Origin of the sequence: Actinoplanes oblitus, from assembly GCF_030252345.1 — a bacterium.
Lineage (GTDB): Bacteria > Actinomycetota > Actinomycetes > Mycobacteriales > Micromonosporaceae > Actinoplanes > Actinoplanes oblitus.
The window spans coordinates 1,987,400-2,001,438 of the sequence record NZ_CP126980.1; the positions used below are offsets into that span (position 1 = coordinate 1,987,400).

Sequence of the window (14,039 nt, forward strand, 5' to 3'; positions counted from 1 at the left end):
AACTCCTGTCAGTTGCCGGTCGTGTGACCGGTGATCTCGCCGACCTTGGCCAGCGAGGCGTTGGCCTTCGCCACGACGTTGTCCGCGGTGAACCCGAACTGCTCAAAGAGGATCTTGGCGGGCGCGCTGGCGCCGTAGTGCTCGATGCTGACCGCCTCGCCGGCGTCGCCGAGGATGCGGTCCCAGCTCATCCGGATACCCGCTTCCACGGTGACCCGAGCCTTCACCCCGTTCGGGATGACCTCCTGCTGGTACGCCACGTCCTGCTGGAAGAACCACTCCTGGCAGGGCATCGACACGACCCGGGTCGGGGTGCCCTGCGCCTCCAGGCGCTCCTGCGCGGTCAGCGCGACCGAGACCTCGGAGCCGCTGGCGATCAGGATCACCTTCGGGGTGCCGGTGGACGCCTCGGAGAGGATGTAGCCGCCCTTGAGGGTGCCCTCGGCCGACGCGTACTTCGAGCGGTCGACGGTCGGCAGGTTCTGCCGGGACAGCGCGAGCGCGGTGGGGCGGTCGTTGTGCTCCAGGGCGCCGCGCCAGGCGTACGCGGTCTCGTTGGCGTCGGCCGGGCGGACCACGTCGAGGCCGACGATGGCGCGCAGCGCGGTCAGCGTCTCGATCGGCTGGTGCGTCGGGCCGTCCTCGCCGAGACCGATCGAGTCGTGCGTCCACACGAAGACGACCGGCAGCTTCATCAGCGCGGAGAGCCGGACAGCACCGCGCATGTAGTCGCTGAAGACCAGGAAGGTGCCGCCGTACGGCCGGGTGCCGCCGTGCACCGCGATGCCGTTGAGGATCGAGCCCATGCCGTGCTCACGGATGCCGAAGTGCAGCGTGCGGCCGTACTCGTGGCCGGGGAACTCCTTGGTGGCGTACTCCGCCGGGATGAAGGACGGCTCGCCCTTCATCGTGGTGTTGTTGCTCTCCGCCAGGTCGGCGGAGCCGCCCCAGAGCTCGGGGAGCACCGGCGCCAGCGCCTCCAGGATCTTGCCGGAGGCGGCGCGGGTGGCCAGGCCCTTCTCGTCGGCCGGGAACTCGGGCAGCGCCGAGGTCCAGCCCTCCGGCAGCTGCTTGGCGGTGAGCCGGTCGAACAGCTTCTTGCCCTCGGGGTTGCCGGCCGCCCAGGCGTCGAACGCCTGCTGCCACTCGGCGTGCGCCGCCTTGCCGCGCTCGACGGCCTGCTGGGCGTGCTTGACCACCTCGTCGTCGATGGCGAACGGCTCGTCGGGGAAGCCGAGCAGCGCCTTGGTGGCGGTGATCTCGTCCTTGCCCAGCGCGGAGCCGTGGATCTTGCCGGTGTTCTGCTTCTTCGGCGCCGGCCAGCCGATGACCGTCTTGAGGACGATGAACGACGGCTTGTCGGTGACCGCCTTGGCCGCCTGGATCGCGTTCCAGAGCGCCTCGACGTCCTCGGTGTAGGGGTCCGAGCCGCTCCAGTTGACGGTCTGGACGTGCCAGCCGTACGCCTCGTAGCGGGCGCCGACGTCCTCCGACTTGGCGATCCGGGTGTCGTCCTCGATGGAGATCTGGTTGTCGTCGTAGATCACCGTGAGGTTGCCGAGCTTCTGCACCGCGGCGATGGCGCTCGACTCGTGGCTGACGCCCTCCTCGATGTCGCCGTCCGAGGCGATCGAGAAGACGTGGTGGTCGAACGGCGACTCGCCGGCGGCGGCGTCCGGGTCGAACAGGCCGCGCTCCCGGCGGGCCGACATCGCCATGCCGACCGCGTTGCCGATGCCCTGACCCAGCGGGCCGGTGGTGATCTCGACGCCGGGGGTGTGCCCGAACTCCGGGTGACCCGGGGTCAGCGAGTCCCACTGGCGCAGCGACTTGAGGTCGTCGAGCGACAGGCTGTAACCGCTGAGGAAGAGCTGAATGTAGAGGGTGAGGCTGGAGTGACCGCAGGACAGCACGAACCGGTCGCGGCCCGCCCAGTGCGGGTCGGTCGGGTCGTGCCGCATGACGCGGTTGAACAGCAGGTAGGCGGCCGGAGCCAGGCTCATGGCCGTGCCGGGGTGGCCGTTGCCGGCCTTCTCGACGGCATCCATGGCCAGCACCCGCACTGTGTCGACCGCCTTGCGGTCGAGGTCGGACCAATTGAGAGCAGGATCTGTGGCACCCACGTCTGTTGTGCTCCTCGGGCAGGATTGTGGAACCCTTTTCGGCTTGACCCTATCCAGTAGGGCTAAACGTCTGCGCAGCGAACGGCACAGGTGCATACGCTGTGAGCGGACACACGGTTGAGGGGTGTGACGGCGTCCACCCGTGCCGGGTGCCCCGAGCAGCGGAGACGGTGGCGCGTAGGCTGTCCGGGCGGCTTGGCCGGGTTGATCTTCACCCGGCAGGCGGCCGCGAGTTGGTCCAAATGCCGGAAGGTGGCTGTCCGTGAGCATGATCACCGAGCGTTCCGTCCAACGACGGCCGCCCGGCGTGGCGGAGCCTGCGCCACGCGTTGACGAGGCGCGACGCGACCGGATGGCGGTGTTCCGGGGCTACCTGGCGCTGACCAAACCGGCAATCGTCGAGCTGCTGCTGGTCACCACGGTGCCGACCATGATGCTGGCCGCCGGCGGCTGGCCCGACCTGGTCACCTTCTTCGCGGTGCTGGTCGGCGGCGCGCTGGCCGGCGGCGCGGCGAGCGCGCTCAACTGCTACATCGACCGCGACATCGACGTGCTGATGAAGCGGACCAAGCGGCGCCCGCTGCCCAGCCACCAGATCACCCCGCGCGCGGTGCTGATCTTCGGGCTCACCCTGGCGGTGGTCTCGGTGGTGCTGATGGCGCTGCTGACCAACTGGCTGGCGACGGCGCTCACCGCGTTCTCCATCTTCTACTACGACGTGGTCTACACGCTCTGGCTGAAGCGGCGCACCCCGGCCAACACGTTCTGGGGCGGCGTCTGCGGGGCGGCCCCGGTGGTCATCGGCTGGGCCGCGGTGACCGGAACCATCGCCCCGATGGGCTGGGCGCTGTTCGCAGTCGTTTTCTTCTGGCAAATGCCGCATTTCTACGCGCTTGCCATCAAGTACAAGGACGACTATGCGCGGGCCGGCGTTCCGATGCTCCCGGTGGTCCGTTCGGTCGCCCGGGTCAACTTCGAGATCCTGCTCTACACCGTGCTCACTGTGGTCTCCTCGCTGATCGCCTGGCCGCTCGGCCGGGGGCTCGGCCTGGGCTGGATCTACGGCGCCGCCGCGGTGATCACCGGCGGGCTCTTCCTGGGCGAGTCGATCCGGCTGGTCCACCAGACCCGGCACGGCGGCATGGTGAAGCCGATGCGCCTGTTCCAGCTGTCGATCACGTACCTGACGCTGCTCTTCATGGCGATCGCCGTCGATGCGCTGATCTGAGGTAGCGTTCAGTCAGCGGGTTACGGTCTTGTCGCACACGATGCCCGGATTGTGACCAGTGTCAACTACTGTCTGTCACTCGTTAGACGGATTCTGGCCACCTCGCAATTCGGGCGCAATTGGTGCATAACAATACTGTGAATGGGTAAACCTGCTGGTAACTCCAATCACAAAACGGCGCCGGAGTACCCCGCGGTGCATCGCTGATTGCTTAGGCTGCGAGGCATGGCAGAAGGTTCCGTAATGACGCTGACCTCCGAGATCAAGTCTTTCGCCGCCGGGCACGGCGGCGCCAAGGCGGTCATCGAGTACGTCGGTAAGCGCGGCGCCCGCATCGTCCTGGTCGGTGAGGACGGCGAGTGGTCCGACCAGTTCGCCCAGGACACCGGCGTCGCCCGCGAGGCCTGTGAGCACGCCGGCGTCGCCGTGGAGAACGAGTGGGAGCGCGAGCTCCTGGAGCAGATGCGCCCCAGCAACGACCTGTGGCGGTCGATGGCACGCCGGAGCATGGCTCGCTGATGCCCGCTCCCGACGCCCGGGTCGCCCTGGTCACCTGCGCTCACTTCCCCGACCTGTGGGAGGACGACCACCCGCTGCGCGACGCGCTGCTCGCGCGCGGGGTGGCCGTCGAGGTGCTGCGCTGGGACGACGCGGACGCCGACTGGTCGCGGTTCGACCTCACCGTCATCCGCTCGCCGTGGGACTACGTCGCCCGCCACGAGCAGTTCGTGGCCTGGGCACGCGGCGTCCCCCGGCTGGCCAACCCGGCCGACATCATCGCCTGGAACACCGACAAGCGGTACCTGAGCGATCTCGCCGCGGCCGGTGTCCCGGTCATCCCGACCGACTTCGTCGGCCCCGGGGAGACCTGGTCGGCGCCGCGCGCGGGGGAGTGGGTGGTCAAGCCCACCGTGTCGGCCGGCAGCCAGGACACCGCCCGCTACGCCCTGCCGGAGCAGCTCGACGGGGCCCGCGCGCACGTCACCCGGCTCACCGCCGCCGGCCGCACCGCGATGATCCAGCCGTACCTGGCCGCGGTCGCCACCGCCGGCGAGACCGCGCTGCTCTGCTTCCCCGACGCCACCGGCCAGCTGAGCTTCAGCCACGCCATCCGCAAGGGCCCGATGCTGCGGCAGACCGGCGAGCACGCGGTCGAGGTGGGCAGCGAGGAGATCACCCCGCGTACCCCGTCCGAGGCCGAGCTGGAGGTTGCCCGCCAGGTGCTCGCGGCGGTCCCGGGCGGGTCGAAACGCCTGCTCTACGCCCGGGTCGACGTCATCCCGGGCCCCGACGGGGCACCCCGGATGATCGAGCTGGAGCTGACCGAGCCGGCGCTGTTCTTCGGCACGGCGCCCGGCGCCGCCGACCGCTTCGCCGACGCCATCCTGGCCCGCCTCTGACCCCGGCACTCCTCATCGGGCCGCGACCCAGGTCGCGGCCCGCTTCTTTTCCACCCCTTTCCGGTACGCCCGCAGCCCGCCCTCCCCGTCGTCGCCCGAGGCCCCGGCTGGCCGTGGCGGTGCTCTCCCGGTGTGCGATGCCACCGCCACCACCAGCCGGTGGGCCGTGGCTGGTGCTGGTGGTGGTCTCCCGGTGTGTGATGCCACCGTGGGTGCCAGCCCGCGGGTGGTGGCTGGTCGTGGCGGTGGTCTCCTGGTGTGTGATGCCACGGTGGGTGCCAGCCGGTGGGTGGTAGCTGGTGGTGGCGGTGGTGTCCTGGTGTGTGATGCCACCGTGGGTGCCAGCCGGTGGGTGGTGGCTGGTGGTGGCGGTGGTGTCCTGGTGTGTGATGCCACCGTGAGCACCAGCCGGTGGGTGGTGGCTGGTCGTGGCGGTGGTGTCCGGGCGTGTGATGCCACCGTGGGTGCCAGCCGGTGCGTGCGGCTGGTGCTGGTGGTGGTCTCCCGGTGTGTGATGCCACCGTGGGTGCCAGCCCGCGGGTGGTGGCTGGTCGTGGCGGTGGTCTCCTGGTGTGTGATGCCACGGTGGGTGCCAGCCGGTGGGTGGTGGCTGGTCGTGGCGGTGGTGTCCGGGCGTCTGATGCGACCGTGGGTGCCAGCCGAGCACTGGGACCGGCCGGGCAGGTACCGGGGTGGGCGCGGGTGAGACGGTGAGCGCGGGTGAGACGGTGAGCCCGGGCGAGACGGTGGGCGCGGGTGAGGTGGTGAGAGCGGGTGACGCCGTGAGCCCGGGCGGGGTCAGGCGGCGGGTACCGGCTCTTCGGCCGGCGAGGGGGAGGCCGGCGCCGGGTCGGCCGGCGTGTGGGTGGGGCGTTCGCGCAACGACCACAGGACCCCGAGGGTGGCCCACCAGACCAGGCCGGCGCCGAGCATGTGTGCGGCGACCAGGAGGACCGGGAGGTGGGTGAAGTACTGCACGAAGCCGATCAGACCCTGTCCCAGCTCGACCGCGACCAGGATCAGCGCGGCGCGGACCGCGGCCGGTGGGGCGGACACCGCGCGGAGGGCGAACCACACCGCCATCGAGAGGCCGATCAGCAGGAAGACCAGGTCGGCGTGGACCTGGGAGACGGCCGCCGGGTCGAGGCCGTTGCGCTTGGCGCCGCGGTCGCCGGAGTGCGGGCCGCTGCCGGTGACCACCACGCCGGCCGCGACGACGGCAAGGCTGGCGAGCGCGGTCACCCGGGCCAGGGTGCGCAGCGGGGCCGGGACCAGCGGGCGCGGGTCGCCGTCGCCCTCGCCGATCCGCCGCCAGAACGCGTAGGCCAGCGTGATCAGCGCGATGGAGAGCAGGAAGTGCAGGCCGACGACCCACGGGTTGAGGTGGGTCAGCACGGTGATGCCGCCGAGCACGCCCTGCATCGGGATGCCCAGGCCGACCAGCACCGACAGCCGGACCAGGGACTGCCGCCGGGGCCGGCCCAGGGCGCCCAGGAAACAGGCGATGGCCAGGCCGGCCAGCACGAAGGTGAGCAGCCGGTTGCCGAACTCGATCATGCCGTGCACGCCCATCGCGGACGTCGTCGTGTAGGACGCGTCGGTGCACCGGGGCCAGGTCGGGCAGCCCAGCCCGGAGTCGGTGAGCCGGACCGCCGCGCCCGTGACGATCAGCACGACGTTGGCGACCAGGGACGCGAGGGCCAAGGGGCGCAACCAGGTGGCGAACGGGCGGTAGAGCGGCTCGAAGGACTTCACCCGTGGCATCGTACGCTCGAATTTGATCTTGAATGGACGCGTCCCTGGTGGCCGGTGTGATGGATCACCCGGGGACCGGTTTGCGGGTGCCCGAGGAAATACGTAACGTTGGCGTAGTGAAAAACCAGGTGCGGCTCGGCGACGACGGTGCGGTGGCGACAGCCACCCCGTCGGACGGTGTGGCGACAGCCACCCCGTCGGACGGCCGCACCCGGGACCGGGTCGCCCAGCTGCTGCTGGAGCGTGGCGCGGCCACCGCGGCCGAGCTCGGCGCCTGCCTGGGCCTGAGCCCCGCGGCGATCCGCAAGCACCTGGACGCGATGCTGTCCGACGCGCTCGTCGAGACCCGCGAGGTGCGCCGCACCGGCCCGCGCGGCCGTGGCCGCCCGGCCAAGGCGTTCGTGCTCACCGCCGCCGCCCGGGAGAGTTTCCCGCACCACTATGACAACATCGCCGCCGCGGCCCTGCGCTGGATCGCTCAGCACAACGGGCCGGAGGCGGTCACCGCGTTCGCCGGATCGCAGATCCAGGCCCTGGAGGATCGCTGCCGCACGGCCCTGCGGGAGGCCGGCGCCGATCCGATCACCCGGGCGGAGGCGCTCGCCGACGCGCTGACCGCCGAGGGCTACGCTGCCAGCGCGACCACGATCGCGTCCGGCGGGCAGTTGTGCCAGCACCACTGCCCGGTGGCCCACGTGGCTGCCGAGTTCCCTCAGCTGTGCGACGCCGAGACCGAAGTCATCTCCCGGCTCATCGGCACCCACGTGCAGCGCCTCGCCACCATCGCGCACGGCGACGGGGTGTGCACCACGCACATCCCCAGCCGCGCGCACACCACCGCCACCACGGTTAGGACAGATAGTCATGACTGACCAGATCGTCACTCAGGAAGAGCATCTGGCCGCGCTCGGCAAGTATGAGTACGGCTGGGCCGACGCCGACGTCGCGGGCGCCGCCGCGCAGCGCGGTCTGTCCGAGGCTGTGGTGCGCAACATCTCCGCGCTGAAGAGCGAGCCCCAGTGGATGCTCGACCTGCGCCTCAAGGGCCTGCGCCTGTTCGACCGCAAGCCGATGCCGAACTGGGGCGCCGACCTCACCGGCATCGACTTCCAGAACATCAAGTACTTCGTGCGCTCCACCGAGAAGCAGGCCGCTTCCTGGGAGGACCTGCCGGAGGACATCAAGGCGACCTACGACAAGCTCGGCATCCCGGAGGCGGAGAAGCAGCGCCTGGTCGCCGGCGTCGCCGCGCAGTACGAGTCCGAGGTCGTCTACCACGCGATCCGTGAGGACCTCGAGCAGCAGGGCGTCCTGTTCCTCGACACCGACACGGCGCTGAAGCAGCACGAGGACATCTTCAAGGAGTACTTCGGCACGGTGATCCCGGTCGGCGACAACAAGTTCGCCGCGCTGAACACCAGCGTCTGGTCGGGCGGCTCGTTCATCTACGTGCCGAAGGGTGTGCACGTCGACATCCCGCTGCAGGCCTACTTCCGGATCAACACGGAGAACATGGGCCAGTTCGAGCGGACCCTGATCATCGCCGACGAGGGCAGCTACGTGCACTACGTCGAGGGCTGCACCGCGCCGATCTACTCGTCCGACTCGCTGCACTCCGCGGTCGTCGAGATCATCGTGAAGAAGAACGCCCGGGTGCGGTACACGACCATCCAGAACTGGTCGAACAACGTCTACAACCTGGTCACCAAGCGCGCCACCTGCGAGGAGGGCGCGACCATGGAGTGGATCGACGGCAACATCGGCTCCAAGGTGACGATGAAGTACCCGGCCGTCTACATGACCGGCCCGCACGCCAAGGGCGAGGTGCTCTCGATCGCGATGGCCGGCGAGGGTCAGCACCAGGACTCCGGGGCCAAGATGGTGCACGCCGCGCCGTACACGTCCTCGACCATCGTGTCGAAGTCGATCGCCCGGGGCGGCGGCCGCACGTCGTACCGGGGCCTGGTGCAGGTGCTGGAGGGCTCGTCGTACTCGAAGAGCACCGTCAAGTGCGACGCGCTGCTGGTCGACACGGTCTCCCGGTCGGACACGTACCCGTACGTGGACATCCGCGAGGACGACGTGAACATGGGGCACGAGGCGACCGTCTCCAAGGTCAGCGAGGACCAGCTCTTCTACCTGATGAGCCGGGGCCTGACCGAGGACGAGGCGATGGCGATGATCGTGCGCGGCTTTATCGAGCCGATCGCCAAGGAGCTCCCGATGGAGTACGCGCTGGAGCTGAACCGCCTGATCGAGCTGCAGATGGAAGGGGCCGTGGGTTAATCAGCCCGGCCATCGCAAGAAGCGGACATAAGGACGAAATGACTACCGAGGCCATCGCCCCGCCGAGCACCAAGTCGCAGGTGCTGCGCTCCTTCGACGTCGCCGACTTCCCGGCCCTGACCGGCCTGGAGGAGGAGTGGCGTTTCACCCCGCTCAAGCGGCTGCGTGACCTGGTCAAGGCCACGTCGCTGAACGGCGCGGCCCCGTCGGTGGAGTATGCCGACCTGCCGGCCGGCGTGACGGTCTCCACCGCCGACGACGTCGACCCGGTGCTCACCCCGTTCGACCGGATCAGCGCCCTGGCCTACGGCTCGGCCGCCGGCATCACCGTGATCGAGGTGGCGGCCGAGGCCGTGCCCGCCGAGGCGGCCGTGATCCGGCTGGTCGGCAAGGGCGGCGAGGCCGCGGCCGCGCGCACCGTGGTCAAGGTCGGCAACTTCGCCAAGGCCACCGTCGTGCTCCAGCAGACCGGCACCGTCACCCTGGCCGACAACATCGAGGTGATCATCGGCGACAGTGCCCAGCTCACCTTCGTGACGCTCGCCGAGTGGGACCACGACGCGGTGCAGGCCCAGCACGTGAAGTTCCGGGTCGGCAAGGACGCCCGGGTGCAGCACCTCCAGGTGACCCTGGGCGGCGACCTGGTCCGCCAGTTCACCAGCGTGGACTACACCGGCCGCGGTGGCGACGCCGAGCTCTGGGGGCTGTACTTCGCCGACGCGGGTCAGCACCAGGAGCACCGCCAGCTGGTCGACCACTCGGTGCCGGACTGCCGCAGCTACGTCGGTTACCGGGGTGCGCTGCAGGGCAAGTCGGCGCACACCGTCTGGGTCGGCGACGTGCTGATCCGGGCCACCGCCACCGGCACCGACACGTACGAGATCAACCGGAACCTGGTGCTGACCGACGGCGCCCGTGCCGACTCGGTTCCCAACCTGGAGATCGAGACCGGCGAGGTGGCCGGCGCCGGGCACGCCAGCGCGACCGGCCGGTTCGACGACGAGCAGCTGTTCTACCTGATGGCCCGCGGCATCCCCGAGGGTGAGGCGCGCAAGCTGGTGGTCCGCGGCTTCTTCGCCGAGCTGATCAACAAGATCCCGGTCGAGGAGCTGCGCGAGCGGCTCGGCGACGCGATCGAGGCCCGGCTGGTCGAGGCCGGTCAGTGACGTTCGAGAACATCGGGCCGGCGTCCGGGATCGCGAAGGGCACGTCCCTCCAGGTGGAGGTCGACGGCGTCGAGATCGCTGTCGTGCACGCCGACGACGACAACTTCTACGCGGTCCGGGACGAGTGCAGCCACGCCTCGGTGGCCCTCTCCGAGGGCGAGGTCGACGGGTGCACGCTGGAGTGCTGGCTGCACGGCTCGCGCTTCGACCTGCGTACCGGTGAGCCCTCTGGACCACCCGCCATCGACCCGGTGGCGGTCTACCCCGTCGAGATCCGCGACGGAGACATCTACGTTTCGACGACACCGAGTAATGGAGTAGAGCCGTGAGCACCCTGGAGATCCGCGACCTGCAGGTTTCGGTGAAGCTGCCCGATGGCGAGCTGAAGCCGATCCTGGCCGGGGTCGACCTCACCATCAAGTCGGGCGAGACGCACGCCATCATGGGCCCGAACGGCTCGGGCAAGTCCACCCTGGCCTACTCCATCGCCGGCCACCCGAAGTACGAGATCACCGGCGGCTCGGTGACCCTGGACGGCCAGGACGTGCTCGCGCTGACCGTGGACGAGCGCGCCCGCGCCGGCCTCTTCCTGGCGATGCAGTACCCGGTCGAGGTCCCCGGCGTCTCGGTGGCCAACTTCCTGCGTACCGCGAAGACCGCCATCGACGGCGAGGCGCCGAAACTGCGCACCTGGGCCGGCGAGCTGCGCGGCGCCATGGAGAAGCTCCAGATGGACCCGGCGTTCGCCCAGCGCAACGTCAACGAGGGCTTCTCCGGCGGTGAGAAGAAGCGGCACGAGATCATGCAGCTCGAACTGCTCAAGCCGAAGATGGCGATCCTCGACGAGACCGACTCCGGCCTCGACATCGACGCGCTGCAGGTCGTCTCCGAGGGCGTGAACCGGGTGCGGGCCACCGGCGAGACCGGCTTCCTGCTGATCACGCACTACACGCGGATCCTGCGCTACATCAAGCCGGACTTCGTGCACGTCTTCGTCGGCGGCCGGATCGTCGAGGAGGGCGGCCCGGAGCTGGGCGAGCGTCTCGAGGCCGAGGGCTACAAGAAGTTCGTCCACGCCTGAGACTGGAGTCGAAGATGACTTTTGACGTCGCGCGGGTGCGCAAGGACTTCCCGATCTTCGACCGGGAGGTGAACGGCCACCCGCTGGTCTACCTGGACAGCGCCAACACCTCGCAGAAGCCGGTGCAGGTGCTCGACGTCATGCGCCTGCACCAGGAGAAGCACAACGGCAACGTGTCGCGCTCGGTGCACACCCTGGGCACCGAGTCGACCGAGCTCTACGAGGCCGCCCGCGCCAAGATCGCCGCGTTCATCGGCGCGGGCACCCCGGACGAGGTGGTGTTCACCAAGAACTCCACCGAGGCGATCAACCTGGTCGCGCACGCGGCCGGCCAGCTGCTCGCGCTGAAACCGGGCGACGAGATCGTGATCTCCGAGATGGAGCACCACTCCAACCTGGTGCCCTGGCAGCTGCTCTGTGAGCGGACCGGCGCCACGCTGCGCTGGTTCGGCATCACCGACGACGGCCGGCTTGACGAGTCCCAGCTGGACGACCTGATCAACGAGCGCACCAAGCTCGTCTCGGTCGTGCACATGTCCAACGTGCTCGGCACCATCAACGACGTGACCCGGCTGGTCGAGCGGGCCCGTCAGGTCGGCGCGCTGGTCATGCTGGACGCGTCGCAGTCAGTGCCGCACCTGCCGATCGACGTGCGCGAGCTGGGTGTCGACTTCATCGCGTTCACCGGCCACAAGATGCTCGGCCCGACCGGCATCGGCGTGCTGTGGGGCCGGTACGACCTGCTCGCGGAGATGCCGCCGTTCCTGGCCGGCGGCTCGATGATCGAGACCGTCACGATGGCCAGGACGACGTACGCGCCGCCGCCCGCCCGCTTCGAGGCCGGCACCCCGCCGATCACCCAGGCGATCGGGCTGGGCGCCGCTGTGGACTACCTGAGCGCGCTGGGGATGGCGAACATCCACCAGCACGAGCAGGAGATCACCGCGTACGCGCTGGAGCAGCTCTCCGCCGTCCCCGGCGTCCGGATCTTCGGTCCGGCGGAACCCGAAGGCCGCGGCGGGACGGTGTCGTTCGGGGTGGACGGGGTACACCCGCACGACGTGGGGCAGATCCTGGACGCGCTCGGCGTCGAGGTCCGGGTCGGCCACCACTGCGCCCGGCCGGTCTGCGTACGCTTCGCGGTGCCGGCGATGACCCGGGCCTCCTTCTACCTCTACACGACCACGGAGGAGATCGACGCCCTGGCGCGCGGTCTCGACCAGGTCCGGAAGGTGTTCGGCTGATGATGCTCGACGGGCTGTACCAGGAGATCATCCTGGACCACTACAAGAACCCGCACGGGCGTGGGCTGCGTGACCCCTTTGACGGGGAGGCGCACCACGTCAACCCGACCTGCGGCGACGAGATCACCGTACGAGTCAGCTCGGACCTCTCCGAGATCTCGTACGACGGTCTGGGCTGCTCGATCAGCCAGGCGTCCGCCTCGGTGCTGCACGAGCTGCTGCAGGGCAAGGACCGGCACGACGCCGCCGAGATCCACCACGCGTTCGTGGAGCTGATGCAGAGCCGCGGCCAGGTGGAACCCGACGAGGACGTGCTCGGCGACGGGATCGCCTTCGCCGGCGTGGCGAAATTCCCCGCCCGGGTGAAGTGTGCCCTGCTGCCGTGGATGGCATTCAAGGACGCCGCGGCGCGTGCCGGCGTCGACGTGGGCGCGAGCCCGGAGGTGAAGGCATGACCGACAAGACCGACGAGGTTCCCGCCTGGCTCGCCGAGGAGCGTGCCGCGGCCGCGGAGGCCGGTGAGGCAGTCGAGGTTCCCGAGGCCAGCGTGTCCGAGGCGGCGGAGAAGCCGGCGGTGACCAAGAAGGCCTCGGTCGACGACATCGAAGAGGCGATGAAGGACGTCGTCGACCCCGAGCTCGGGATCAACGTCGTCGACCTCGGCCTGGTGTACGGCGTGCACGTCGACGACGACAACCTGGCCACCCTGGACATGACGCTGACCTCGGCGGCCTGCCCGCTGACCGACGTGATCGAGGACCAGACCCGGCAGGCGCTGACCACCGGGCCGGGCGGCGGCCTGGTCCAGGACTTCCGGATCAACTGGGTGTGGCTGCCGCCGTGGGGCCCCGACAAGATCACCGACGACGGGCGCGAGCAGCTGCGGGCGCTGGGCTTCAACGTCTGATTTTCGTACGTCATAAGGGCGGTGCGCACCGAGCGCGCCGCCCTTTTGTCACGTGCCGGTGGTAGAAACCGGACATGACTTCGACGTCGCCCTTCCCCGAGCTGGTCGCGCTGGTCGAGGAGCGCTCGGCGGCCCTGCGCGAGGCCGTCGCCGCGGCGCCCGACCCCGCCGTCCGGGTGCCGGGCTGCCCCGGCTGGACGCTGCGTGACCTGCTCGCCCACGTCGGCGAGGTGCAGCGGTTCTGGGCGACGGCGGTGACCGAGGCGGACCCGTCCGGCCCGCCGTCCCGGGAGCGGCCCGGCGGCCCCGTCCCGGACGGCGAGCTGCTGGACTGGTCCGCCGAGTCGACCCGGATGCTGGGCGCCGCGCTGCGCGCCGCCGGCCCGGAGGCGCCCTGCTGGGCGTGGTGGCCGGCGACGGCGGCGCCGCACACCGCCGGCGCGGTGGCCCGGCACCAGGTGCAGGAGGCGGCGGTGCACGCCTACGACGCCGGCGTGTCGCTGGGCCGGCCGGAGCCGCTGCCGGCCGCGGTGGCCGTCGACGGCGTCCACGAGTTCCTCGCCACCGGGCTGGGTTCGCTGGGCCCCTGGCCGCACCGCCCGGCCCGGGTGCAGTACCAGGCGATCGAGGGGCCGTCGTGGACCGTCGACCTGTCCCCGTCCGGCGCCACCGCCGACCCGGCGGCCAGCGGCGAGCCGGTCACCCGGGTCCAGGGCACCGCCAGTGACCTGGTGCTGCTGCTGTATCGCCGGATCCCGCTGGACGCCGTCCGGATCGACGGCGACCGCGAGGTCGCCGCCCAACTCCGCGACTGGACGCCGCGCTAGCTGTGCCCGTGTTTCGGAGTCC

General features: G+C 70.2%; 14 protein-coding genes. 12 read left to right on the plus strand and 2 right to left on the minus strand.

The genetic code is table 11. From position 1 onward, the window contains the following. Window positions 1-8 precede the first annotated feature (8 nt). On the minus strand, window positions 9-2,048 hold the full coding sequence (tkt, locus tag Actob_RS09120) for a transketolase (RefSeq protein WP_284919622.1): 2,040 nt from the start codon (window positions 2,046-2,048) through the stop codon (window positions 9-11). A 343-nt stretch (window positions 2,049-2,391) separates the two neighbouring features. On the opposite strand from tkt, the gene Actob_RS09125 reads away from it, so the two are divergent. From Actob_RS09125 to Actob_RS09135, 3 genes are all read left to right on the plus strand, one after another. Continuing rightward, a complete protein-coding gene (locus Actob_RS09125; RefSeq protein ID WP_284922279.1) occupies window positions 2,392-3,351 on the plus strand; it encodes a heme o synthase in 960 nt (319 codons plus the stop codon). Window positions 3,352-3,576: 225 nt separating this feature from the next. After that, window positions 3,577-3,870, plus strand: a complete 294-nt coding sequence (locus Actob_RS09130) for a hypothetical protein (RefSeq protein WP_284919623.1) — start codon at window positions 3,577-3,579, stop codon at window positions 3,868-3,870. Continuing rightward, entirely contained in the window at window positions 3,870-4,751 is an 882-nt protein-coding gene (locus tag Actob_RS09135; protein ID WP_284919624.1) for an ATP-grasp domain-containing protein, read from the plus strand. Before Actob_RS09130 ends, Actob_RS09135 begins: the two co-directional genes overlap by 1 nt. A 798-nt stretch (window positions 4,752-5,549) precedes the next feature. Here the strand turns inward: Actob_RS09135 and Actob_RS09140 are convergent. Then, window positions 5,550-6,515: a COX15/CtaA family protein gene (locus Actob_RS09140; RefSeq protein ID WP_284919625.1), complete on the minus strand. Its 966-nt coding sequence runs from the start codon at window positions 6,513-6,515 to the stop codon at window positions 5,550-5,552. A gap of 107 nt (window positions 6,516-6,622) precedes the next feature. Here Actob_RS09140 and Actob_RS09145 point away from each other — a divergent pair, with 107 nt between their 5' ends. The 9 genes from Actob_RS09145 (at window position 6,623) to Actob_RS09185 (ending at window position 14,017) form a co-directional block, all read left to right on the plus strand. Next, entirely contained in the window at window positions 6,623-7,378 is a 756-nt protein-coding gene (locus Actob_RS09145) for a helix-turn-helix transcriptional regulator (RefSeq protein WP_407653587.1), read from the plus strand. Continuing rightward, window positions 7,371-8,792: a Fe-S cluster assembly protein SufB gene (gene sufB / locus Actob_RS09150; RefSeq protein ID WP_284919626.1), complete on the plus strand. Its 1,422-nt coding sequence runs from the start codon at window positions 7,371-7,373 to the stop codon at window positions 8,790-8,792. Before Actob_RS09145 ends, sufB begins: the two co-directional genes overlap by 8 nt. 38 nt (window positions 8,793-8,830) lie before the next feature. After that, the gene (gene sufD, locus Actob_RS09155; RefSeq protein ID WP_284919627.1) at window positions 8,831-9,958 is read left to right on the plus strand and encodes a Fe-S cluster assembly protein SufD; all 1,128 of its coding nucleotides are present in this window, start codon (window positions 8,831-8,833) and stop codon (window positions 9,956-9,958) included. Further along, the gene (locus Actob_RS09160) at window positions 9,955-10,287 is read left to right on the plus strand and encodes a Rieske (2Fe-2S) protein (RefSeq protein ID WP_284919628.1); all 333 of its coding nucleotides are present in this window, start codon (window positions 9,955-9,957) and stop codon (window positions 10,285-10,287) included. Before sufD ends, Actob_RS09160 begins: the two co-directional genes overlap by 4 nt. Further along, entirely contained in the window at window positions 10,284-11,039 is a 756-nt protein-coding gene (gene sufC / locus Actob_RS09165; protein WP_284919629.1) for a Fe-S cluster assembly ATPase SufC, read from the plus strand. The genes Actob_RS09160 and sufC overlap by 4 nt, the downstream gene beginning before the upstream one ends. Window positions 11,040-11,053: 14 nt before the next feature. After that, a complete protein-coding gene (locus tag Actob_RS09170; protein ID WP_284919630.1) occupies window positions 11,054-12,283 on the plus strand; it encodes a cysteine desulfurase in 1,230 nt (409 codons plus the stop codon). Continuing rightward, window positions 12,283-12,738, plus strand: a complete 456-nt coding sequence (gene sufU, locus Actob_RS09175) for a Fe-S cluster assembly sulfur transfer protein SufU (RefSeq protein WP_185040410.1) — start codon at window positions 12,283-12,285, stop codon at window positions 12,736-12,738. Before Actob_RS09170 ends, sufU begins: the two co-directional genes overlap by 1 nt. After that, window positions 12,735-13,190 (plus strand): metal-sulfur cluster assembly factor, encoded by a 456-nt coding sequence (locus tag Actob_RS09180; protein ID WP_284919631.1) that lies wholly within the window; start codon window positions 12,735-12,737, stop codon window positions 13,188-13,190. The genes sufU and Actob_RS09180 overlap by 4 nt, the downstream gene beginning before the upstream one ends. Before the next feature lie 74 nt (window positions 13,191-13,264). Beyond that, window positions 13,265-14,017, plus strand: coding sequence for a maleylpyruvate isomerase family mycothiol-dependent enzyme (locus Actob_RS09185; protein WP_284919632.1), 753 nt, complete (start codon window positions 13,265-13,267; stop codon window positions 14,015-14,017). Window positions 14,018-14,039 lie beyond the last annotated feature (22 nt).